This window comes from Sphingobacterium sp. NPDC055346, from assembly GCF_053645235.1.
Map to the genome: position 1 here is coordinate 414,523 of NZ_JBSHMI010000004.1, position 23,256 is coordinate 437,778.

Below are 23,256 nucleotides of genomic sequence, written 5' to 3' on the forward strand. Positions count from 1 at the left end.
GCCAAAATTCGGAATATGTCTCGAATAAGGTAGGAATTACCTAGGTTTACGATTGATCCAATCCTTGGAAAACAAGAAGTAGATAGCATTGGTGCCTATCAATATGACCAAAGCAAAATAGCCAAGTGATTTATTATCCTTGTTCGGCCCAAATAAGAAGTAGAACATGGTCGCCGCTGCCGTTAATGATATAATCAGCAACAGAAGTCGATTATAATTCATAACAAATTGGTTAATTGGTTAGTAACTCCCTGAAGATAAGAAGAAAATTTGAAGAAATGGTAAACAGCTGAATAACCCCCAATGGGCAATGTCATTAAATTAAGAAAAAACCAAAATTTAGATTCTTCGTTACTTTTGGAGCCCAACAGTAACCAAACTGACGAAGGAGCTCACGGACCCCAATTCTATTGTTACTTTTGGAGCCCAAAAGAAACCAAAAACCTTCGGCTCATTTAAGATGGCTTTTCGCACAATCATCCGCACATGAAAAGAATGCCTGGATGTCGAGGATGCTGTTCTTCTAAATTCTCCCCTTCGATGGGAGAATTTCTTGATAGCATCCAAGGCCATTCCCATCGCACAGTGCATCGGCATTCTTTCCATTTTTCCGCCATTGGAAATGAGCCGGGGCTAAAGGGCTTCCTTCGGAAGGATAATGTATATTTATATGTTTTGAGAAACCCCTAAAGGGGGTGGCATCTTTGTAGAAATTAGATTCTTGGAAATGGCCAACCCCCAGCGTGGGTGAAATATTTTTCTATACCTTTTCTGTGTCACCCTGAGGGCACCGCCGAAGGGTCTCGGAACTATCCATACTTCACTTGAAATGGTTTACTCATCTTACGATTAGTAATGACAAACCCTTCACAATAAAATTAAAAATAGATTCTTCGCTGCCCTCTGAATCACTCTCCAGAACATTTTGATTCTGAACGATGAGTGAAGAATCTGTACGGTTCTCCCCCATCATCCCCTTGTCATTCTCAATCGAAGATTGAGGACCTGTACGCCAATGCAAACAAAATATTGAGGTGGACGTATTCAATAGGCCCCTAAAGTAATTGGGGTAAATATCGTTGAATAATGCACGATTATACCATGATCTTGGTCCATCCTCTCATCCATTCCATCCTGGTTCAAACTACAGGAATCTGGCAAAATATTCTGGAAGAAGATTCTGCTTTTTATTTCTTCAAGGTATTTTCAAACAACTTGAATATCCTTTTGTATTCATCGGTCCAACTGCTTGGCTGTACGAATCCATGGTCTTCGACTGGATAAACTGCTAAGTCCCAATTTTCTTTTCCTAATTCTATCAAACGCTGGTTAAGCCTTACGATATCCTGGAATTGTACATTGACATCCACCATACCATGCAACATCAACAGATTGCCTTTTAATTTATCGGCAAAATAAATCGGTGAACTTCTCTTGAAAGCGATAGGATCCTCTACCGGTGTATTCAATATATTGGCGGTATAGCCATGGTTATAATGTGCCCAATCTGTAACCGACCTTAGCGCCGCACCAGACTTAAATACCTCCGGTTCGGTAAAAAGGCCCATTAAGGTAATGAAACCTCCGTAGGAGCCTCCATATAGGCCTACATTAGCAGGGTTAACTCCGTATTGGTCTACCAAATACTTTACACCATCAACCTGATCGGTAAGATCCTTCCCTCCCATATGTCTGTAAATGCCTGTCCGGTGATTACGTCCATAACCTGAGCTTGCCGTATAATCAATATCAATAACGGTATAGCCATTGTCGGCTAACATGTTATTGAACATATATTCCCTGAAATATTGGCTCCACCAATAGTGTACATTCTGCAGATAACCTGCTCCATGTACAAATACTACCGCCGGTTTATTGGGGTGCGGATTCTTGGCTGGATAAACACGAGCATATACATCATCGCCATAGCGGTTTTGGAATTTAACCATATCAGGCTCTCGCCAAGCATAGCTATCAAATTCTGCAGAGGTCGATTTGGTAATCTGACTGGCATTCGCTTGAACTTTGTTATTCTGTAAGTACAGTTCCCAAGGTTTGTTCATGGTAGAATGGCTAATCGCCAAATATTTTTCATCCGGTGAAAGCGTGACTTCATTACCACCCTTCATCGAGGTGATCTGTGATAAATTGCCTCCTTGAACAGGTAAGCTATAAAAATGGGTAATGCCTGGATGCTCTTTATTTCCTGAGATATAGAAGTTCTTTCCATCTTTTGACAACTGCACGGATTGTACTTCCCAGTTTCCTTCGGTCAATTGCTTTTTACTGTTGCTATTTAAATCGTAGCTGTACAGATGCGAGTATCCAGAGGCTTCACTATTGAAATAAAAGGTATGGTCATTCAACCATTTGACATCTCTTCCTATTCCAGGTCCAGATATCCAGGCATCATCATGCTGTCTATCCAATTGGGCCACACTCGCATCTTCCGGGTTTACCTTCAAGATCCAAAAATCCTTATTGTCCTGAGCCTTTGCTGTTATTACCGCATATTTAGCATTAGGCGACCAAGAAGCTACACCCCAAGTGATTTGACGATCTTTATTTGCTTTTTGGAGCTCTGCTAGACGTTCTGGATAGTCAGATAAATAAGCTGGCAGATCTTTGATCCCCGGAATATTGGCAGCCTTAACCTCCAAAGCGGTATCTTGTTTCACTTTATATACGTAGGCCTTAAACTGTGTAAGTTCATTTCCCACTTTAGTACGCATATTGAGGTCTTCCACATAACCAGAACGGGTGATGAAATCGGGAACAATGGTATTTCTATTTCCTTTGGCAGGATAGATCAAACGGTAAGTGATATATTGCCCATCGGGACTAATCGACAAACCGCCCAATAAAGCGTCACCAAGATATAATGCTTCTTTATTCTCCTTCTTTTTCCGTTTATCCTTTAATCGATCCTCTTCCTTAAAGACCTCAAACAGCTGTTCTTGGTCTTTTTTCAGCCATTCATCCTGATCGGACAGCTTTCGGTCGGATTTTGGAGCAGCGCCACGTTGAAAGTTTGTCAATTGACGAACTGTATTATTGTTCAGGTCTAGGGTATATACATTTTCATTCCTCTGGAATACCAGTTCATCGTTCAACAAAAAGGATAACGGGTTTTCCCTTTCTACAGTTTCAGTAAGACGCTTGACCTGATCCTTGTTCTTAACATAAAGATCTCCTTCCCTTTCGAATACGGCAATGCTCTTGTCCTTATTAAAAATATATTGTGGAGCTTCATCCAGATTGGCAATGCTATCCGAACTTAACACATATTTCTTGGAGGCAATATCCAAGCGATAAACTTGGGCTTTATCCTTGCCTTCTGGATTCCAATCAAAATAGAGGAATCTACTGTTGTCAGACCAACGATAATTTGAGGGTGAAGTACCCATCCATTTAGGATCTCGCATGATCTTTTCGACCGTTAAAGGTGATAGCTGGGCAAAGCTGCTAGAAACAGCTCCAAGGACCAAACAAGAGATGAAGAGGTTAATCTTATGCATGAATAATTGATTGTTGTTTTTACTATGGCAAGTATACGAGATTCGGGAGGAATATGCGGAACTGTCAGCTTTATTTTACGATAAAAAACTCGGGATAAAAAAAGGGACTATCCTAAATGGACAGTCCCTCTTTCATTCTATTAAAATCTATTTACAATTTTTTCACTCTGATATTACGAAGGAAAACTTCTGTACCATGACCTAAGAAACCGATATGGCCAGTGCTATTGCTTAGACCTGGGTGACTCTTACCATCAGCTGGACCATTTTTGGTCGCCTGTTTCAGATCTCCATCTACAATAACTTTTCCATTAACGGTAATCTTGATCTTATCGCCTTGGATACGGATCTCTTCCGTATTCCATTCACCAACTGGGTTTAAGGCACCACGTTTAGCAGCAATAATTCCATAGACCGAACCATGGTATTGATAAGGTTTAAGATCTTTGTACACGTCAGCTCCATCATCTAAGATTTGGATTTCCATACCTTGATAGGCAGCATCGCCTTCTAATGGTGTACGGATACCTACACCGTTGTTTGCTCCTGGCGTCAATTTAAACTCAAATCTATATACGAAATCGCCGTATTGATCTTTGGTATAAAGGTTCTTTCCAAATTTTGCATCTGGATTTGAACGGATATAGCCTTCAGGAGTGATCTCATAAGCTGAAGTACTCGTCCATTTATCAAGGTTAGTACCATCAAACAGCAATTCAAAACCTTCTTGTTTCTCTTGGTTGCTCAAAGTAGAGACTTCCTTACGAGGAATTTCCTTGATAAAGATATCACGATACCATACTCTGGATCCATGAGCTTGCAATTCGATCTGTTCCGTTGGGAAGATGGATTGATTACGGTCCCAATAGTTTTCCAATGGAACATTATCAACAACCAATTCGCCATTTAACCAAACGGATACATCTTCACCTACCATTTTGATCTTGAAGGTATTCCATTCGCCTAAAGCATTATCTGCAACTTTTATAGGGTCTTTGGCATTTTTAGCATTGTTATAAAGACCACCAGAACCTACTTGAGCACCTACCTCGGTACGAGAGATATCCCAAATCTGAACCTGTGGAGTTCCTCTCAGGTAAATACCAGCATCTGGTTCTTTACCATTAGGATCTAATTTCCAATCCACCAACATTTCAAAATCGCCATATTTCTTGATTGTAGCGATATTGTCACCATGTCCGCTGAATACAAGATCACCATCTTGCGCAGTCCAGCTTTCACGCATCTTTTTGTCTGCTTCCGCTTGTTTCTTCGCTAATTCCGCTTTCGACATGTTGGCACGTTTGATTGGATTTTCCACCAATCCTTGCCATCCTGTCAAATCTTTACCATTGAACATGGAAACAAAGCCTTCACCGCTTGGCATTTCTGCTAGATGACGAACGATAGCTTCTTTCAGGTAAGAACTTTCGCTTCCTGATAGTCTAGTGGCAGCATCATTTAAGATCTTGCGAACATCAGCTCCAATATAGTCCTTATGGTCCATAGCGATATTCATGGCTACGTTGGTTGCTGATCCACCTAGATCTTTGTCATTCATGTACTGTGCAGCAAACATCAAGGCTTGGTAAGTACCAGTAGACTGAAGGTTTGACAACGCAGCTCTCTTTTGCTTTACGTCTTGCGCCAGTTCAAAAGCATCTTTTAACAATAAGGTTTTCTGTTCTGGATTGACAGTACTTGCATTCAATTGCTTGATCAAGCCATTGAAAATGGTATTGAATAGCGCTGGATCCTTTTCCGTTTTGGAAAGACGGATCAAAACAGGAAGAGATTCCGAGTTTGACCAGTTTGCCAAGGCTTGGATGGATTCAGCTTTTAACGGTCCATTGCTCTCTACATAGTTTTCAACTGCTTTTAAGGCATCTGCACCACCTACACCTGCGAATATTGGGAAATATTTAGCAGCGGAAGGAGCCGCTGAACGTGATATATTAGCTGCCAAACGTTGGATTTTAGCATCCTTATCTGGGCTGGCATTGATTGCATCGATGGCTGCTTGCTGTGCGTATTTTAATTCTTCTCCGGAAGCATTGTCCATTAATTGGATAACTGCCTCAAGGTTATCGGGATTTACGGTATTGGACAAAGCTTTAAAAGCGGCCAATTTCACTGCAGCATCCGTTGAAGCTGTTAAGGGCAATACCGCAGCAGATGATGAAGGATTCGTTCTATGTGATAGGACATCCAATAAAGCCACTTGGGTTTTTGCATCAGCATTGGCTAAAGCTCCATTCACAACATCCATTGTTCCTTTATCTTTTGAGGATAAAAGTAATGTTTTGATAACGGCCAATTCCTTTTCAGAGGCATTTGGTATCTGTTTGATCAAGAAGTCTGAATTTGCTCCTTTGGTCAATACAGAAAGCGCATTTAAAGCTGCGATTTTTGCTTCTTCATCCTTCAATGCAGGAAAGCTTTTTTCAATAGCCTTAACTGAACCCGTTGCATCTTCGGTGGCCAAAAAGTTCAATAAGCTCTCTTGGGCATCGCCATCAAACTTTCTCAATGAACCAGCTAGTTTTACCAAGTCGCTCGCTTTCGCCTCATCAGCCAATAGGCCTAGGGCTACATTGCGAAGAAGTTTATCTTCATTAGAAGCCAATTTGATCAATTGTTTCTTCTGCTTGGCTGGGTTGATGGCTGTCAATACCGAAATAGCTCCGGCTTGGATTGTTGGCGCTTTGAATGCCGTAGCATTTTTGTATAAGGTGGTAGCAAATCTGGTTGCTTCCGCATCCTTGTCTTTTTTAGCTAACCCTTCTGCATAGTCTACCGCTAGACTTGCCGCATTGGTCTTATCGTACTGATAGCTTTTTTCTTCTGCTTTTTTTAAGAAAAGCTCTGCGGAATTAGGACCAGCAATTTTACTCAATGCCGTTAAACCTGCAACTTGGAAATTGTCTGAGGTATATTTTCCGATCAGTTCGATGATTTTCGCTTCCGCTTCGGTAGATTCCAGCTCACCAAGAGCCGTTACGATCGCAGTAGCTGTTTTTTCAGTCGCTGAGCTGTTTAAAGCAGCATTTAATGCGCTAGCAGCTTCAGGAGTATGGATAGCATTCAAAACGCGAGCGGCTTTTTCAGCTAAGTCTTCATCTGCCAAGTACGGAGCTACCTTTTCAATAGCATCGTTTTTAGCACAGAATTTAAGCAGTTCGAATACGTATCCCTTGTTGTTTTTGTCGGTTAGTTTATCCAATGCCTCTAATAAGCCCTTTACATAGGTTGCACGTTGGCCTTCCATGTTGGGTTGCATCACAAAAAACGCATATGAATTAGTTGCATATTCTATTGGCGCATTATTTCCTCCTTGAGGTTTCAATCCTAGCAATAGCGCTGAAACATCCTCGGAAGTAAATCCTTCCAGTTCTTTCATTGCCATCAGGAACTTTGCTTGTTCTTCTGCAGGCTGTTGGGCTAATACATCGGCAATCTTGGTCGCAGTGGTGCGTCCCGTTGGTTGCTGTGCATAAGCGGCAACTTGTAAAAATAATAATGCGGCTATGGTGTTAAATACTTTTTTCATGTTTCGTAGGTTTAGAAAGACCAAGGGCCTCTCATCGGCTGGTGAATTAATCTGTTAGCTGCTTCATCATTGACAAATTCCTGTTTCGCGGAATCATAATGTAAAGTCCTGTTCAATCTAAGCGCTGCAAGCCCTAAGTTGATCAAGGTACAGGAGTAATAACCATTCTCTTCATTCAGTGCAAATTTCTGACGCGTACGAACTGCCTCTACGAAGTCGGTAACTTGAGGGGCTGGATCTGGATATTGAGCCAGCTTGCGCTCCAAGTCTGGAATATCCGAAACAAATCCCCTATATAGTTTTCCATTAGGCCCTTCTATGTACGCTTTTCCTTCTTCCGTGCCTTCACCGTCCAAGATAATTTGGCAACCATCTGCGTAGGTATAGGTAATCTTTCTCCAAGTTCCTACCGCATCTGAATGCTGTTGTGGTGCATCAACTTCAATCTTAACTGGTGATTCATTGTCCTTTCCTAAGAAATATTGAACTGGGTCCATGTAATGTTGACCCATATCACCAAGGCCACCCCCATCATAATCCCAATAACCTCTAAAGGTCAAATGGGTACGGTGGGTGCTGTATGGTTTGTATGGTGCTGGACCTAACCACATATCATAGTCTAATTCTTTTGGAACCTGCTCCACCGGAAGGTTGGTTTTTCCTACCCAGTAGAATTTCCAGTCAAATCCTGTATGCTTGCTGATGGTCACTTTCAATGGCCATCCCAGCATACCTGTATCAACCAATTTCTTGATTTTCTTAACCGGTACATTCATGCCATAGAAATTGGCATCAAAACGGAACCATGTATTTAAACGGAAAATATTACCATGCTGTTTGACAGCTTCTTTTACTCTTTTACCTTCACCGATGGTTCTGGTCATTGGCTTTTCACACCAGATATCTTTTCCGGAGCGGGCAGCCTCGACCGCCATCAATCCGTGCCAGTGTGGTGGCGTAGCGATGTGGACAATATCTACTTCAGGATTTGAGATCAAATCACGGAAGTCATGGTGTTCCTTGACACCTCCACCCAATGCTTTTTGTGCTATTGCTAAGTGGCGGGTATCCACATCACAGATAGCGACTGTCTTGGTACCGGCGTATTCAAAGTGTCCACGGCCCATGGAGCCGACACCGATTACCCCTTTTGTCAAGTGATCGCTGGGTGCTAGATAGCCTTTTCCAAGTACAAAACGAGGCACAATAGTAAATGCTGCTGCCCCAATCAACGATTTCTTGATAAAATCGCGCCTAGAAGTATTATTGTTTTCTTTCATAAAATTTATGATTCAACTGGATATAACAAACTCTTTCCTTGCTACGAACAGCTCCCACCCTCGGAAATTGATTCAGCAAAAAAGAAGATTATTGTATCATAAAAATTGTATAAATAGATTTAGTTTCACAAGTGTAGGAAAACTTTTCAGTTTTCGGTTATCACATTCAGTCATAACTTTATTAATTTAAGTCATATACTTTTATTTTTGGTCAGTAGGATTTAGTCAATCGTTTGCGTAAATGAATTATTACTAAGTATCGTAGCGGTAGATGCGGCTCTTACTATAAAACATTATTAAAGGTAATTTAAGATAAATAAATCATTGTTTTTATAAAATTCAAGATTTATTTATATTGGCTTAACATCAAAAATAAGAATAAAATTCCTTTAAAAAAGAAGGAGATACGCCTTTTTTTATGGATTATTAAAGGCGTTAATTTTATGTAAAGTCCTCAGCATGGATTTAATTTCTTCTTAAAAATTCTTACATTTAGCATAAAACACAATTACATGCTCGCTGGAATCAACAGATCAGATCAACTCAATAAACTAAAAGAATCAACCATTTGGGACTTGGTAGTCATCGGAGGCGGTGCTACCGGCTTAGGGACAGCAGTAGATGCTGCCAGTAGAGGTTTTAAAGTCCTATTGATCGAAAAATATGACTTCGCCAAGGGAACCTCTAGCAAGAGTACCAAATTGGTACATGGTGGTGTCCGTTACTTGGCCAATGGTGATATCAAATTAGTGATGGGTGCCTTGAGAGAAAGAGGCCTGATATTTAAGAATGCCCCACACGTTTCATCCGTACAATCCTTTGTTATCCCTGTCTATTCGACTTTTAGCAAATTAAAATACTTAATTGGCCTGAAGCTCTATGATTGGCTTGCAGGCAGCCTTCGCATCGGAAATTCGGAAGGCCTCTCCAAAGATGAGGTGGTTCAGAAACTCCCCCATATCAAGACAAAAAGCCTGAAAGGTGGGATTTTGTACTATGATGGTCAATTCGACGATGCGAGACTTGCCGTGAACTTGGGTCAGACAGCTTTTGAACATGGTGCGACCGTTCTGAACTATATGGAAGCAATGGAGATTCACAAGAATGAGCAAGGAAAAGTCAATGGAATTACCGTAAGGGACACTGAAACAAACGAATCATATCGCATTCAAGCTAAGACGGTTATCAATGCTACCGGTGTATTTGTGGACGATATCCTGAAGATGGACTCCCCTAAGCATAAAAACTTGGTCCGTCCAAGTCAAGGTTCGCATATCGTGATTGATCAGAAGTTCCTCGATGGGATCGATGCATTGATGATTCCCGAGACTAGTGATGGACGTGTCCTCTTTGGTGTGCCTTGGCATGGAAAAGTCCTGCTCGGTACAACCGATATCCCTATCAAGGATCATATGATCGAACCAAGACCAATGGAAGATGAAATCAATTTTATTTTGGAAACCGCAGACAGTTATTTGAATCCAGCGCCAAAGCGTGAAGATATCCTAGCTATTTATGCCGGATTAAGGCCTTTGGCCGCTCCAAAAGACGATGATGAAAGCACAAAGGAAATTTCAAGGGACCATAAGCTTATCCACTCGGAATCTGACTTGATCACGATTACGGGAGGTAAATGGACAACCTATCGTAAAATGGCAGAAGACACCGTCAATATGGCCATTGAGATCGGGAAATTGAAAAATGTACCATGTAGGACCAAAAACCTAGCAATCCATGGTTCAACCCCAGATGTCTATCATGCGCATTGGAACCTTTATGGTAAGGATTATCAAGCGATACAGCAACTGATCCAAGAGGATGAATTCTTACGCGACCTGCTGGTGGATGGCTATGAATACAACGCCGCTGAAGTGGTTTGGGCTTGCCGTTACGAGATGGTCCGTAAGGTTGAAGATTTCCTTGCCAGACGTTGTCGCCTCCTACTGTTAGATGCCGAGGCGTCGATGAAAGCCGCTCCTAAAGTGGCCGAGATCATGGCCAAGGAACTGGGAAAACCTGAAGGTTGGGCACAAGATGAAGTTAAGCAATACATTGAACTAGCGAAACGCTACACACTATAATTCAAGACTATATAAACCGTAGAGAATGAAAGAATATATTGTTGCATTAGATCAAGGAACGACAAGCTCGAGAGCAATTTTATTTAACAAAAAGGGGGATATCGTCAACATAGCCCAAAAGGAATTTCAACAGATCTATCCCAAATCGGGATGGGTGGAGCATGATCCGCAGGAAATCTGGTCTAGCCAGATGGCTGTATTCACGGAAGCCTTGGCGAAATCCAAGACCAAGTTGGAATCCATCAAAGGTATCGGTATTACCAACCAAAGGGAGACGACCGTGGTATGGAACCGTAGAACTGGTGAACCTATCTATAATGCAATCGTATGGCAAGATCGCAGAACTGCTGACTATTGTGCCAAGCTGATCAAAGACGGTCACTTGGATATGGTTCAGGAGAAAACTGGTCTCCTGATCGATTCTTACTTCTCTGCAACAAAGATCAAATGGATCCTGGACAATGTGAAAGGTGCAAGAAAGCTGGCTGAACGCAAGGAACTTGCTTTTGGAACCATTGACTCGTGGTTGATCTGGAACTTGACAAATGGTGAAAAACATGTTACGGATGTGACCAACGCATCACGAACCATGCTTTACAATATCAATGATCTAGAATGGGATAAGGAACTATTGGAATTGTTTGACATTCCGGAGTCCCTGTTGCCTGAAGTAAAGAGCTCTTCTGAGGTATATGGTGAAACATCCACCGAATTGGGCAGCCGACCTATTCCGATTGCCGGTATCGCCGGTGATCAACAAGCGGCTCTTTTTGGGCAGATGTGCCTGAAAAAGGGAATGGCCAAGAATACCTATGGTACCGGATGTTTCTTGTTGATGAATATTGGCAACAAACCTGTCAAATCGGAAAATAAATTGGTAACTACCATTGGCTGGAAAATCGGAAAAGAGGTAGTCTACGCTTTGGAAGGAAGTATTTTTATTGGCGGAGCTGTTGTACAATGGCTAAGGGATGAGTTAAAGATCATCAAAAAATCAAGCGATATAGAAGCCTTGGCAACCAGTGTTGACACCACTGATGGGGTTTATTTAGTCCCTGCTTTTGCGGGATTGGGTGCTCCACATTGGAACCCGAACGCCAGAGGAACAATCTTTGGAATCTCAAGAGGAACAACCGATGCCCATATTGCTAGGGCAGCCATCGAAAGTATCGCTTACCAAACCCATGATATCCTGAAAGCCATGGAAGCGGATTCTAAGACCAAGATCAAAGAATTGCGCGTGGATGGCGGTGCGACTCAAAACCAATTCCTTTTACAGTTCCAGGCTGATATATTAAAATCTACGGTTGTAAAACCTAAGATCACAGAAACTACTGCTATGGGAGCCGCATTTCTAGCGGGTCTGGCTGTTGGATTCTGGAAGGATCTATCGGAACTCCAAGAGCTTTGGCAAGAAGATAAACGCATTGAAAACAATAAGTCCGTAAAGCTGGACAAGAATCTTGAACAATGGAAACGTGCGGTAAATGCTGTGATCTATTGGTCGGATAACGCATAATACCACTAACACCTAATTGAAAACATATTACTATAAAACCTAAAAATGACACCATTTATAGCTGAACTTGTTGGCACCGCCGTAATGATTCTCTTAGGAGGCGGGGTTGTTGCCAATGTCGTATTGAACAAAACTAAAGGAAATGATTCGGGATGGATCGTGATCACAACCGCCTGGGCATTGGCTGTATTTGTAGGGGTCAGCATTGCCGCTCCCTATTCAGGAGCCCACTTGAACTGCGCTGTAACCATTGCGAACCTGGCATTGGGCAAATTGGACCTTGCTACTTCCCTATCTTACATTGCTGCTCAGTTTTTGGGTGCTATGATCGGGGCAACTGTGGTATGGTTGGTCTATAAGAGTCATTTTGATGCTACGGAAGACCCTGGTGCAAAGCAAGCTGTATTCTGTACAGAACCTGCCATCAGGAACCTGCCCATCAACCTGATCTCGGAGGTTGTGGGAACCTTTGTTCTGATCTTCACTATCCTCCATTTTACGGATGCCAAGCTTTCGGATGATTCTGTGGTAGGTTTGGGTTCTATTGGGGCAATTCCTGTTGCCTTTTTGGTGTGGGTGATCGGACTCTCTCTAGGTGGAACAACGGGTTATGCGATCAACCCTGCCAGGGATTTAGGTCCAAGGATCGTACATGCCATCCTTCCGATAAGAAATAAAGCTGGATTTGATGCTGGTTATGCTTGGGTGCCTGTTCTTGGTCCAATTATTGGAGCATTATTAGCTGTAGGTTTGAATTTATTGATTCACTAAAAAAAATATGAAAAAGGGATTCTTTAGGATTTTGAACAAAATCAACCAGAAAGTACTTCCAAAGTATAGTAAGGAGGACCCTTCTAAACTAAGTAAGCTACAACAGGCTGTTGTAGCTTACCGATATTATGTTTTGATAAACTCAATGGATTAGGAAACGGCCTTGTCCTTTTCTTCGTCGCCTGGAGTTTCATCTATGACCTTCACAATATTGGAAGGGAATATTACATTCTTTCCATCTAAAACATTCTTGATTTCCTCGCTAACCTGGTTTTTCGTTGCCCAGAATACTTCGCGGTTCGCCCAAGCCCTTACCACCAAACTGATTCCTGATTCCTTTAAGTCACCCACGATGACCTCTTTCTTTGGCGCATCCAAAATACGTTCATCAGTATTTAATACCGAAAGGATTGCCTCACGAGCCACTTTGATGTTCGTATCATAGGAAACAACGAAAGTGAACTGCATTCTTCGCGCGGTGATCTTTGTATAGTTCTTAATGACCGAATTCGCTAAGGTTCCGTTAGGACTAAATACGCGGATTCCATCATCATCAATAATGGTGGTATACAATAGATCAATCCTTTCCACAGAGCCAGAAGAACCATTGGCACTGGATATATAATCGCCCACATCAAATGGTCTGAACACCAAGATCAGCACCCCTCCTGCAAAGTTTGACAAGCTTCCCTGCAAGGCCATACCAACCGCTAGACCGAAGGCTGATAATGCAGCGATAAAGGAGGTGGTTTCAATCCCCATGGTATTAGCTACCGTCAGGATCAATAAGGCATACATCGCAAATTTTAAAAGGCTCTTGATAAAGGAACGGATTGAAATATCAACATCTTTTTTGACAAAGCGCTTATCGATAAATTTCAGGACGAATTTTATGATGTAACGGCCTACAATTAAGATGAAGAAACCAACGGCTATACTCGGGATTTTAAGAAGGATTACGTCGAACAACTTCTCTAAGCTTGATTCTAAATTTGCAAAGTTCATTTTCTTGCTGTGATAATTTAGCCCAAAAATAAAAAAATAGTCTTTTATTCAGCTGATGGCTTAATATTTTAAATAACTTTAACATATGGACTACTGCTATTTTGATAATAATGCCACAACGAAGATAGACAATCAGGTCTTTGAGGCCATGCTCCCCTATTTAAAGGACTCCTACGGAAATGCTTCCAGCATACAGCATAAATTAGGGAGACAAGCCAACCATGCTGTAGAAAAGGCTCGTTTACAGGTCGCAGAATTATTGAATGTAAACCCTAAGGAAATTTATTTCAGCTCGGGATCTACAGAATCCATTAATACCGTAATCAAGGGAATCAGCAAAGCCTATCAATCCAAAGGCAACCATATCATCACTTCCAGTGCGGAGCATAAAGCTGTATTGAGCAGTTGTCACGCTGTGGAGAAAGAAGGTATGCAGGTTAGCTACCTCAAGATGAACAAATTCGGAGTTATCGATTTGGAAGAATTAAAGAACACGATCACAGACAAAACAGTTTTGATAAGCATTATGGCAGCCAATAATGAAACCGGAGTTCTTCAACCTATTGAAGAGATTGCCAAGATCTGTTTAGAAAACGATGTTCTTTTTTTCTGTGATGCCACCCAATGGATTGGAAAGCTGCCATTGGACCTCAGTAAGATACCTATCGATATTATCTGTTTGAGTGCCCACAAGATCCATGGACCGAAGGGAATTGGCGCATTATATATCCGCAGGAAGACGAAACCTACCCAGATCCCAGCCTTGATTGTAGGAGGAAAACAGGAATCAGGCTTTCGTGGCGGAACCTATGCTGTCCATCAAATTGTAGGCTTGGGAGAGGCAGCGAAACAGGTAAATTTCGACCATGATAAAGTGGAAGAGGTAAGAGATTACTTTGAAAAAAGGCTTCTAGAAGAGATTGAGGAGAGCGAAATCAAAACACTGGGAAGCAACAGATTACCCAACAGCAGCAATATACATATCAAACATGTAAAGGCAACAGAATTAATGACCAAACTTCCAACCATAGCTATTTCCTCTGGGTCGGCATGTGTCTCTGGAGATCGAGATCCTTCTCATGTTTTAAAGGCCATGGGCTATACCGATGACGAAGCTTATTGCAGCCTTCGCTTCAGCTTTAGCAAATACAATAGCAAGGCAGAAATAGACTATGCGATTCCTCTCATAAAAGCCGCCTGTGAAAGCATTAGGAAGGATTCACCAATTTGGGAGATGTACAAGGAAGGATTAATTTGACAGAAGAAAGATGATTGAAATCATATTTCATATTTGTTTTATGTATTTTTGTAGAATTATTTAAAGGAGAAAGCATGGTTACCGTTACTGATAAAGCAAAAGAACGTATAAGCGCAATTATTAAGGAAGAGAACTACGATAACACTTATTTCGTACGTGTTGCTGTGGAAAGTGGTGGTTGCTCAGGACTATCTTACAAATTGAACTTCGACAATGAAGAGAAAAAAGGAGATCAGTTCTTCGAGGACAATGGAGTAAAGATTTGTTTAGATATCAAATCTTACCTTTATTTAGCCGGAACAGAATTGGATTACTCTGATGGTCTGACAGGTAAAGGATTTGAATTCCATAATCCAAACGCTTCTAGAACTTGTGCATGCGGAGAAAGTTTCTCTGTATAATAAAAGATAAAATTTATAATAGGCTAGCTGGTTCAGTTAGCCTATTTTATTTCCCAGGCAATGATCAACCTACTGACCATCCCATATCTTGCCATCCCTTCGATCTGATTGTTATGTTTCAAATATTGGTTGTAAAACAAGCCTGATATATCCGATATCCAACCGGTATAGCGCAGCCAATAATCTTGGTCTTCCTTGATATCAGCTATTACTAGTGGGGAAAGCTGCTCCTTATAGGTCTCGAACTTTTCTTTATCGACCAGATATAAGGTCCTAAGCAGGTAAGTAACACTTTCATAATAGGCCGCATATTGATACCAAGGATCTGCATGGTCCTTCAGCTTAACAAAAGCGATAAAATTACATTCGTCTTCAAATCCAATCCCCATCTGATGGGATAGTTCATGGGCAACCGTGAAAGGATAGCTCGTTTTTGGCATCTCAGCATTGACATGAGCCTCATTGCTGAATGGATTGAAATAACCCGACACTCCAAAATACGATGCCATAGGACCAATCAATGGGGTCTTAATCTCGACCTGCGACTTACTGAGCATAGGAAATGTTTGATCAGTTAACATCAATTCCTGAATCTGCCCAGCTGCCTTATCCCTATCCTGATCTGTAATATTTATCTGTTCCCGAAGCCCATTTGCCTTGGCAATATGGGCCTCCAGTACCGATAGATGGTCTTCAAGCTTAATGGTATCAACTTTTATATCCAATTGCTTACTGATGGGTATCCTATAATAGTTCAATGCCCAAGCAGCATAAAAAAAGATATAGAAAGTCAAGAGTAGGCCAATAAACCTTAAAAATCGTTTTCCTGACTGAGCATATTGCTTTTTGAAGAGCAAAACAATGGCTTTTATTAGTGTCCATGCAAGAAGGATAAAGATAAAAGCATAGATCAGGTCTCCGATACTAAAGGGTAACCAGCCAAAAAGGAGTTTAGGGATATAGGTGTAAATTGGGTAGAAACCACGGCTATAAGCAGTTTCTACCCAACTCGAGTTTGATTGAAAGATCTGCAAGGCCAATATCAGCAAAATACAGATGCCTATCCATTTGTAACACTGCTTATTTGACTTAGGTCTTGCCATGACTAATCTTCGTTTTCGAAATACAGTTTATAATAATTCATTCCCTTATCATCATCATAACCCTTCTCAAGGAGCTCACGCTTGCCATGCACGTAGATATGGAAGTTTTTATCCAGTTTAAGGACGGATTTATAGCTGCTTGCCATTTTCTTCACTGCTGGAGCAGCAATATCGAAGTTCGATTGGAAAGGAGTTTCAAACTCATCCTCAAAATTGCTCTTATAATCCTTGAATAGAGAAATAGCATCAGGGTTACCGATTACCTCTTCGTTGAACTCATCCTCCACAAAGGTTTCCTTTGTCTTGAAATAGTTCATGGAACGGTTCATCAGGTCAATTTTATCTGCTTTGTCCATATCAAAAACCTCATCTATCTTATCGTTAACAAAGTTCTTGTAGACTTTCATCAGGTTCCCGGTCTGTTGGTAGTTATCATTTCTGGTCTTCAGTTTTAAGAAATCATCCTTCCAGTACACCGCTTCAGAACCATTGGTCTGGTCCACACAGAGCACTTTATAGCCTTCCTCCTCTTCAACATTCACGATGACCACCCCTTTATCAAGTTTATTGATATTGATTGCTTTTTCTTCGTAATTCACCCCTAAGCCTGAAGCTTCGGTATAAACTTTCAGATAAGCCTCCTTATTTTCCGATTTAAAGATCCCTATAGCCTTATGCTCCTCTCCTTCCAATTGCACATTATCCAGAGCTACAACATATAGCTCTCCAGATTTGATCTTGGGATGTTCGGTTACTTCATACAGGAACTTAGCAATGGATTTTGAAAACTCCACGAATCCCAATTCTCCTTTGAAATACTGTCTTGAAAAGTAAAAAACCTCATTTAGATCCAAGGTATCGTTAGGATGGTAGAATCGATAGACCTCATTCGCCTTAGCAAATGGCTTCATAAAATATTGCATCAACAGGTCTGCTAATATCTCATCAGATTTAACATCAACTTCTTCCTCAGATAAGGTAAAATACTCGTCTTGGCTTTTATTTCCTACATGATGGATTATCAGGTTCAGGAAACTAGCATCTTGGTGAAAAAACATAATTTTTTATAAATCGTAAATATCTATGGCAGTCCTATAGGTGTTGACATGAGCATTGACAATATCCTTGATGTGAACAGAATATCCGCCGCCCATACTCACTTCAACTGGGACTTTAAACTTCTTGCAATTTTGAAAGACGATCGCATCTCTCTGGCGGCAACCTTCCATGCTCAGGTTAAATTTTCCGAGCTTGTCAGTCGCCAATACATCGACACCTGACTGAAAATACACAAAATCAGGTTCAACTTTATTAAATAATTCGGGAATACTAACTGCTAATATGGAAAGGTATTCTTCATCTTCGACAGCATCGTGCAACGCGATGTCATAATGAGATTTCTCTTTTTTGAAAGGAAAATTCTTCTCACCGTGGATTGAAAAGGTAATGATATCGGGATGGTCTTCAAAGATATGGGCAGTTCCATTGCCTTGATGAACATCCAGGTCGATAATCAATATCTTCTTTGCCAGCCCTTCATGATACAGATAGGCGGCAGCTACTGCCTGGTCATTGAGCAGGCAGAATCCTTCGCCGAAGTCCCTTCCGGCATGATGGGTACCTCCGGCGGTATTGAATGACACAGCATTTTTCATGGCTTCCAGGGAAGCCTTAATGGTTCCATCAATCAGATACCTTTCTCGTGCAACCAGCGATTCCGTCATAGGAAAACCAATCCGACGGACCATCTTCGGATCTAAGGTCAGGTTCAATAAAGCGTCAGTATATTGCTTGTCATGGGCTAGGTAGATGATTTCCTTATCAACCAATTCAGGTTCAAAGAAGGAATCTCTACCCACCAAACCTTCATAAATCAATTGCTCGGGAATCAGCTCATATTTCATCATCGGAAAGCGATGTCCTTCCGGCAAAGGTTGTATATAAGCAGTATGATGGGCGATTTTTAGCAATTTCAAGATTTTGAAACGAAGATATGCAATCCTTAAGCAAAATTAAATCCCTGCTTAAAATTCTTCCCATCTATTGTTATTATCAACACATTACCTTAACTTTAATACAACACTTAGTTAGCTGAATCTCATTTGGTTACTAGAATGTTTGACCATTATAAACAATTTATCATCAGGAGGTAATATGTTCAACAAGAAAAACAACTCCTCAAAAAATGAGTCTCAGTCGTCTGGGAAGCATCCTTTTATCAAAAATCTGAAGGCTAAACTGATAGCTGAAAGAAAGAAGGATATCATGAAGTTGATTATGGAGGACCTTAGGCACAATAATTTTGTTTTTAGTAATAATTAACCCATTATAAAAACGAAATAACGCGATTTCTGTTATACAGGTAGATACCTAGACAATGTAGCATTATGGTAATAGACATTAATTCTCTATTAGGAGCAGAAATCATAAAAACAGAAGAAGACTCCAAGTCGCAGACACTATTCGTAACCCTACTGCTGGATGATGATGCCGGCCATCATGGTCATGAGCGGAAAATGAAATTTGATCAGGTCACCCACTACTCACGCTCTGAAATTGCCCACGAAGGCTATCCAGTAATCCTCGAGATTTCAGAAACAGTCCCTGAAATCGAAAAGAATTTCGACAATGACCACAATCGCAAACGTTTTAAAATAGATACCACTTCGGGAATTATCATCCTTGAATTTGAACGGGTAGAAATAATGGAGTAGTTTTTGCCAAAAATATCATTAGTTTAGAATCAAAATCTATATGTTGCTGATCGATATCCATACCCATAAACATGCAGAACCTGATCCGGGAGTCCTCACGCTGCCCAATGTCATTGTTTCCAAAGAGTCTATCTACAGAAAACCCTGCAGCGCAGGGATCCATCCATGGTATATAGATGAGAATTTTGATCTGCAGTTTGAAACCTTGCTGCGCTATCAGGCTCAAGAAGGAGTGATCGCCGTTGGTGAATGTGGTTTAGATAAATTGGCCTCTACTCCTTGGGAGAAGCAGGTCATGGCTTTCGAAAAACAGATCGAATTAGCCAATGAAATCAACAAACCCCTTATTATCCATTGTGTCCGAGCCTATTCGGAAGTATTCAGTGCCTTGACCGCAAAACACAATCAAGTTCCCGTCATGATGCATGGCTATGCAAAAAACTGGGCATTGGCAGAAACCCTCCTGAAAAATGGCTATTACCTATCATTGGGCCCACACATCTTACAGGGCGGAATGCTGGAGGTAATCCGCAATATCCCACTCGATCGCGTTTTCTTAGAATGTGACGATAAGAATGCAAAAATCTCTGAAATTTATGCTTATTTTTGCCGCGCCAGAAAACTGCCTTTGCAGGAACTGGAGCAGCAGATCTTGCTGAATTTCAAGAAGGTTTTTAATTATAGTATATAAAGAATGATGGATATATCATGGCTTTCTCGTACCGAAGCACTTGTCGGTAGAGAAGCTCTGGAGAAATTGGCTAACTCCCATGTCATGGTACTTGGTCTTGGCGGTGTAGGTTCCTTTGCCGCTGAATTTATTGCACGGTCTGGTGTTGGAAAGATGACCATTATCGATGGAGATACGGTCGATCCCAGCAATAGAAACAGGCAGTTACCAGCCTTGGCAACCAATCATGGCCAAGCAAAGGCTGAGATCATGAAAGAAAGGCTATTGGCTATCAATCCTGAATTGGAACTTAATGTGGTGCAAGAGTTTATTCTGCCACAGAGCATCCCCGGTCTATTGGACTTAAAACCCGATTACTGCGTAGAAGCTATTGACAGCATCACGCCTAAATTGTTTTTCATTCGCTTGGCATTGGATGCCCAGGTACCATTTGTAAGTTCCATGGGTGCTGGTGGCAAGGTCGACCCTACTAAAATCCGAGTAGCCGATATTGGCAGTACCTTCAACTGTAAGCTTGCACAGCATATCCGCAAAAAACTCAAAAAACACGGCATAAAAAAAGGAGTCAAAGTTGTTTTCTCAACCGAACTCCCAGATAAAGAATCTTTACTGTACACCGACGGCAGCAATTTCAAAAAATCTGCCTACGGAACCATGTCCTACCTACCAGCAGCATTTGGTGGCACTTTAGCCTCCGTAGCAATCAGGGATTTAATGGCATGAAACTAGTATTTAGTATCAAGTATATTGAAAATAGTATTTAGTATCAAGTATTTAGTATTTAGACGGTTGAAAGGGTCTAAATACTAAATACTAACTACTAAATACTACTTATCCCACCACCACCTTCACCATATCATCTACTCCCAAATAATTCTGGGCAATATCCTGAACTTGGTCGGCGTTGATATTTCGTACGATATTGCTGTAATAGGTGTAATAATCAAGGTCTAATCCTGAAAAATAGACAGACTTGAATTTATCGACATGCGAAAATATAGATTCCAAGCTTCCTAGCATTGCCCCTAGCATATAGTTCCGCACCAATTCTAATTCTTCTTCGCTCACCTTTTCATCCTGCAATCTTTTAGACTCCAACTCGATCTGTTTCAAGGTATCTTCTGTGTATGCAGAACCAACATCTGTGACGATGGAAATAAAACCAGCATGGCTTAGGTTGGCCACTAACGAACCAATACTGTAGGTATAGCCTTTATCCTCACGGATATTGCTCATCAATCTGGAACCAAAGAAACCACCAAACAACGTGTTTACAAACTGCAACGCCGGATAATCCGCATGCGAACGCTTGATTCCAATCTTTCCTAGGCGGATGGACGATTGCAATGCTCCAGGTTTATCGACCTTAAGCAACTCCATATTATGTTCTGCCTTTTGGATAAATGGCGAATGGTTGATCTGAACATCTCCTAGCCATTGATTTTCAAAATAATTCCGAAAACTGAACAAGACCTCCGGAGTAATATTTCCCGAAAGGAACAATGTCGCGTTTTTAGGTTGAATCTGCTGTCTGTACAATCTTGCAATATCTTCCCTATCCAACCCCTTTAACAATTCATCCGTTACCGATTGTCCATAACGTGTGGAACCGAACAAGCTATCATAAAAGCGACGACGAGCGATAAAATCAGTTTTCTCCAATGAAATCTGCAGACTTTGACTGTTGTTCCTCACATAGGTTTGCAATTCCTGTTCAGGGATGATGGAGTTATTCAGGATATCATTGACTATGGGTAGGACCGCATCAATATGCTTACCCAATGAATAAAGCGTCAGGGCATTATAGTCAAAACTGAATTCAGGAACCAGATAAGCCCCGTAAAAATCAATCTTCTCTGCAATTTGGGCACTGTTCAATGAACTCGTCCCTTCCTTCAACATAGAGCTCAGAGCGGTGTTCCTAACCGGATTTTCAAAACCTTCAAAGAGATTATTGAAAACGAACTCGGCCTTTACCAGCTCCTGTTCCGGCGCATGGAACACAAAAACCTTCAACCCGTTGGAAAAATTGATTTCCTCTGGTCGCTCAAGGTTGATATCGCCAATTCCATTAATCGATGGTGCATGTATTCTATTCAGCATGTTCAGCCTCCTTACTTCTTGCATTGTACATTAATGTAGATGAGTTATCTCGTTGAAAGGTCTCCTGAGATACTCGCATGATATCTTCGGCAGTTATGTTCAAATATTTTTCTACTTCTTGATTATATAGTTCAGCATCCCCAAGCAATTCATAATATGCCAGGTTCATCGCCTTATCTAAGATCGATAGTTCAGCAAAGACCATGGTTGATTCAATCTTGTTCTTTACTTTGGTCAGTTCCTCCACAGAAACCAATTCCGTTTTCAGTTTATCAAGCTCCTCCCAGATTGCTTTCTCAGCATCCTGAAGGGAGACTTCTTCAACCGGCTTGCCCTCCACAACGATAAGGTTGTTATCCAAGCTACCCAGCACATATGCATTGATCTCGCTGAATAATTTGCGGTCCTTTACCAAACTCCTGTAGAGTCTAGAGGAGCTTCCTCTTGCCAGCACATCCGTGATCAGATCAACCACCTGATAGTTGGGATCTAGCCGATCTACCGAATGGAAAGCAATGTAAATACTGCTCACCGGCACATCCGCGGTCACTTCTTCCACGCGGGCCGCTGTTTGCTTAGGCTCTTGTGGAAGGTTTCTATCATTGGCTTCCCCAACCGGAATATCAGCGAACCATTTTTTAGCCAATGCCTTGATGTCCTCTAACTTTACGTTACCGGTAATGGCTACAATGGCATTATTAGGGGTGTAAAACTTCTTAAAGAAAGCCTTTACATCCTCCATTTTGGCATCCTCGATATGCTTGACTTCCTTCCCTATGGTAGCCCATTTATAAGGGTGCACCTTATAAGCCAAATCCCTCAGCTTCAGCCAAACATCACCATAAGGTTGATTCAGATAACGCTGCTTGAATTCTTCGATCACTACATTGCGCTGAACCTCCAAGCCTTGCTCATTAAATGCCAAGCCCATCATACGATCCGATTCCAACCAAAAGGCAGTTTCAATATTGTTTGCGGGTAAGGTGATATAGTAATTGGTGATATCGTTTGAGGTAAACGCATTATTTTCACCGCCAACTCTCTGTAAAGGTTGATCGTAGTTCGGAATATTTACTGAACCACTGAACATAAGGTGCTCAAACAGATGGGCGAAGCCAGTTTTGTCTTCCTGCTCATCCCGTGCCCCTACATTATACAAAATGTTCATGCAAGCCATAGGACTATGAGGGTCCTCATGGACAAGCACTTTCAATCCATTCTCAAGAATGAATCTTTCAAATTTTATCATTGAATCTGAATTT

General features: G+C 41.3%; 19 protein-coding genes. 8 read left to right on the forward strand and 11 right to left on the reverse strand.

The window, feature by feature from the left end:
* Positions 1-36: 36 nt before the first annotated feature.
* The 5 genes from ACWICE_RS10810 to ACWICE_RS10830 all read right to left on the reverse strand — a co-directional run bounded on the left by ACWICE_RS10810 (position 37) and on the right by ACWICE_RS10830 (position 8,348).
* Complete coding sequence (locus tag ACWICE_RS10810) at positions 37-222, reverse strand: hypothetical protein (RefSeq protein WP_185216852.1); 186 nt, start codon at positions 220-222, stop codon at positions 37-39.
* A gap of 129 nt (positions 223-351) precedes the next feature.
* Positions 352-606 carry a hypothetical protein gene (locus ACWICE_RS10815; RefSeq protein WP_454298369.1) on the reverse strand — a complete coding sequence of 85 codons (255 nt, stop codon included), beginning with the start codon at positions 604-606 and terminating at the stop codon, positions 352-354.
* 581 nt (positions 607-1,187) lie between these two features.
* The gene (locus ACWICE_RS10820) at positions 1,188-3,518 is read right to left on the reverse strand and encodes a prolyl oligopeptidase family serine peptidase (RefSeq protein ID WP_454298370.1); all 2,331 of its coding nucleotides are present in this window, start codon (positions 3,516-3,518) and stop codon (positions 1,188-1,190) included.
* 151 nt (positions 3,519-3,669) lie between these two features.
* The gene (locus ACWICE_RS10825) at positions 3,670-7,068 is read right to left on the reverse strand and encodes a family 16 glycoside hydrolase (RefSeq protein WP_454298371.1); all 3,399 of its coding nucleotides are present in this window, start codon (positions 7,066-7,068) and stop codon (positions 3,670-3,672) included.
* Positions 7,069-7,079: 11 nt separating this feature from the next.
* On the reverse strand, positions 7,080-8,348 hold the full coding sequence (locus tag ACWICE_RS10830) for a Gfo/Idh/MocA family oxidoreductase (RefSeq protein WP_185212612.1): 1,269 nt from the start codon (positions 8,346-8,348) through the stop codon (positions 7,080-7,082).
* A gap of 512 nt (positions 8,349-8,860) precedes the next feature.
* Here ACWICE_RS10830 and ACWICE_RS10835 point away from each other — a divergent pair.
* Genes ACWICE_RS10835 through ACWICE_RS10845 form a run of 3 tightly spaced genes read left to right on the forward strand, consistent with a single transcriptional unit; the run spans position 8,861 to position 12,719 of the window.
* Positions 8,861-10,429, forward strand: coding sequence for a glycerol-3-phosphate dehydrogenase/oxidase (locus ACWICE_RS10835; RefSeq protein WP_454298372.1), 1,569 nt, complete (start codon positions 8,861-8,863; stop codon positions 10,427-10,429).
* 25 nt (positions 10,430-10,454) lie between these two features.
* Positions 10,455-11,948: a glycerol kinase GlpK gene (glpK, locus tag ACWICE_RS10840; protein WP_454292031.1), complete on the forward strand. Its 1,494-nt coding sequence runs from the start codon at positions 10,455-10,457 to the stop codon at positions 11,946-11,948.
* Between the two features lie 45 nt (positions 11,949-11,993).
* The gene (locus ACWICE_RS10845) at positions 11,994-12,719 is read left to right on the forward strand and encodes an MIP/aquaporin family protein (protein ID WP_454292030.1); all 726 of its coding nucleotides are present in this window, start codon (positions 11,994-11,996) and stop codon (positions 12,717-12,719) included.
* Between the two features lie 150 nt (positions 12,720-12,869).
* On the opposite strand, the gene ACWICE_RS10850 is transcribed toward ACWICE_RS10845, so the two are convergent.
* Positions 12,870-13,724, reverse strand: a complete 855-nt coding sequence (locus tag ACWICE_RS10850) for a mechanosensitive ion channel family protein (protein ID WP_454292029.1) — start codon at positions 13,722-13,724, stop codon at positions 12,870-12,872.
* An 85-nt stretch (positions 13,725-13,809) separates the two neighbouring features.
* Here ACWICE_RS10850 and ACWICE_RS10855 point away from each other — a divergent pair, with 85 nt between their 5' ends.
* Both ACWICE_RS10855 and ACWICE_RS10860 read left to right on the forward strand, forming a co-directional pair.
* Entirely contained in the window at positions 13,810-14,982 is a 1,173-nt protein-coding gene (locus ACWICE_RS10855; RefSeq protein WP_454298373.1) for a cysteine desulfurase family protein, read from the forward strand.
* A gap of 74 nt (positions 14,983-15,056) precedes the next feature.
* Positions 15,057-15,383 carry a HesB/IscA family protein gene (locus tag ACWICE_RS10860; protein ID WP_185212618.1) on the forward strand — a complete coding sequence of 109 codons (327 nt, stop codon included), beginning with the start codon at positions 15,057-15,059 and terminating at the stop codon, positions 15,381-15,383.
* Between the two features lie 41 nt (positions 15,384-15,424).
* Here the strand turns inward: ACWICE_RS10860 and ACWICE_RS10865 are convergent, their stop codons facing one another.
* From ACWICE_RS10865 to ACWICE_RS10875, 3 genes are read right to left on the reverse strand one after another with little or no spacing between them, the layout of a single operon-like run.
* Positions 15,425-16,486, reverse strand: coding sequence for a DUF3810 domain-containing protein (locus ACWICE_RS10865; protein ID WP_454298374.1), 1,062 nt, complete (start codon positions 16,484-16,486; stop codon positions 15,425-15,427).
* A gap of 2 nt (positions 16,487-16,488) precedes the next feature.
* Positions 16,489-17,544, reverse strand: coding sequence for a nucleoid-associated protein (locus ACWICE_RS10870; RefSeq protein ID WP_454298375.1), 1,056 nt, complete (start codon positions 17,542-17,544; stop codon positions 16,489-16,491).
* A gap of 6 nt (positions 17,545-17,550) precedes the next feature.
* Complete coding sequence (locus ACWICE_RS10875; protein ID WP_454298376.1) at positions 17,551-18,462, reverse strand: histone deacetylase family protein; 912 nt, start codon at positions 18,460-18,462, stop codon at positions 17,551-17,553.
* Positions 18,463-18,873: 411 nt separating this feature from the next.
* Between ACWICE_RS10875 and ACWICE_RS10880 the strand changes: the two genes are divergently transcribed.
* Genes ACWICE_RS10880 through ACWICE_RS10890 form a run of 3 tightly spaced genes read left to right on the forward strand, consistent with a single transcriptional unit; the run spans position 18,874 to position 20,614 of the window.
* Positions 18,874-19,200, forward strand: coding sequence for a hypothetical protein (locus ACWICE_RS10880; RefSeq protein ID WP_185212621.1), 327 nt, complete (start codon positions 18,874-18,876; stop codon positions 19,198-19,200).
* 40 nt (positions 19,201-19,240) lie between these two features.
* Entirely contained in the window at positions 19,241-19,891 is a 651-nt protein-coding gene (locus ACWICE_RS10885; RefSeq protein ID WP_313262236.1) for a TatD family hydrolase, read from the forward strand.
* A gap of 3 nt (positions 19,892-19,894) precedes the next feature.
* Positions 19,895-20,614 (forward strand): tRNA threonylcarbamoyladenosine dehydratase, encoded by a 720-nt coding sequence (locus ACWICE_RS10890; protein WP_185212623.1) that lies wholly within the window; start codon positions 19,895-19,897, stop codon positions 20,612-20,614.
* A gap of 108 nt (positions 20,615-20,722) precedes the next feature.
* On the opposite strand, the gene ACWICE_RS10895 is transcribed toward ACWICE_RS10890, so the two are convergent.
* Positions 20,723-21,994, reverse strand: coding sequence for a M16 family metallopeptidase (locus ACWICE_RS10895; protein ID WP_454298377.1), 1,272 nt, complete (start codon positions 21,992-21,994; stop codon positions 20,723-20,725).
* The gene (locus ACWICE_RS10900) at positions 21,984-23,243 is read right to left on the reverse strand and encodes a M16 family metallopeptidase (protein WP_454298378.1); all 1,260 of its coding nucleotides are present in this window, start codon (positions 23,241-23,243) and stop codon (positions 21,984-21,986) included. The genes ACWICE_RS10895 and ACWICE_RS10900 overlap by 11 nt, the downstream gene beginning before the upstream one ends.
* Positions 23,244-23,256 lie beyond the last annotated feature (13 nt).

Bases quoted from the DNA above. Each gene is read 5' to 3' on its own strand.
- ACWICE_RS10810 (WP_185216852.1), bottom strand. From the start codon at position 222: ATGAATTATAATCGACTTCTGTTGCTGATTATATCATTAACGGCAGCG.
- ACWICE_RS10855 (WP_454298373.1), top strand. From the start codon at position 13,810: ATGGACTACTGCTATTTTGATAATAATGCCACAACGAAGATAGACAAT.
- ACWICE_RS10845 (WP_454292030.1), top strand. From the start codon at position 11,994: ATGACACCATTTATAGCTGAACTTGTTGGCACCGCCGTAATGATTCTC.
- ACWICE_RS10880 (WP_185212621.1), top strand. From the start codon at position 18,874: ATGGTAATAGACATTAATTCTCTATTAGGAGCAGAAATCATAAAAACA.
- ACWICE_RS10900 (WP_454298378.1), bottom strand. From the start codon at position 23,243: ATGATAAAATTTGAAAGATTCATTCTTGAGAATGGATTGAAAGTGCTT.
- ACWICE_RS10820 (WP_454298370.1), bottom strand. From the start codon at position 3,518: ATGCATAAGATTAACCTCTTCATCTCTTGTTTGGTCCTTGGAGCTGTT.
- glpK (WP_454292031.1), top strand. From the start codon at position 10,455: ATGAAAGAATATATTGTTGCATTAGATCAAGGAACGACAAGCTCGAGA.
- ACWICE_RS10830 (WP_185212612.1), bottom strand. From the start codon at position 8,348: ATGAAAGAAAACAATAATACTTCTAGGCGCGATTTTATCAAGAAATCG.
- ACWICE_RS10860 (WP_185212618.1), top strand. From the start codon at position 15,057: ATGGTTACCGTTACTGATAAAGCAAAAGAACGTATAAGCGCAATTATT.
- ACWICE_RS10870 (WP_454298375.1), bottom strand. From the start codon at position 17,544: ATGTTTTTTCACCAAGATGCTAGTTTCCTGAACCTGATAATCCATCAT.
- ACWICE_RS10825 (WP_454298371.1), bottom strand. From the start codon at position 7,068: ATGAAAAAAGTATTTAACACCATAGCCGCATTATTATTTTTACAAGTT.
- ACWICE_RS10885 (WP_313262236.1), top strand. From the start codon at position 19,241: ATGTTGCTGATCGATATCCATACCCATAAACATGCAGAACCTGATCCG.
- ACWICE_RS10815 (WP_454298369.1), bottom strand. From the start codon at position 606: ATGGAAAGAATGCCGATGCACTGTGCGATGGGAATGGCCTTGGATGCT.
- ACWICE_RS10850 (WP_454292029.1), bottom strand. From the start codon at position 13,724: ATGAACTTTGCAAATTTAGAATCAAGCTTAGAGAAGTTGTTCGACGTA.
- ACWICE_RS10835 (WP_454298372.1), top strand. From the start codon at position 8,861: ATGCTCGCTGGAATCAACAGATCAGATCAACTCAATAAACTAAAAGAA.
- ACWICE_RS10865 (WP_454298374.1), bottom strand. From the start codon at position 16,486: ATGGCAAGACCTAAGTCAAATAAGCAGTGTTACAAATGGATAGGCATC.
- ACWICE_RS10890 (WP_185212623.1), top strand. From the start codon at position 19,895: ATGATGGATATATCATGGCTTTCTCGTACCGAAGCACTTGTCGGTAGA.
- ACWICE_RS10895 (WP_454298377.1), bottom strand. From the start codon at position 21,994: ATGCTGAATAGAATACATGCACCATCGATTAATGGAATTGGCGATATC.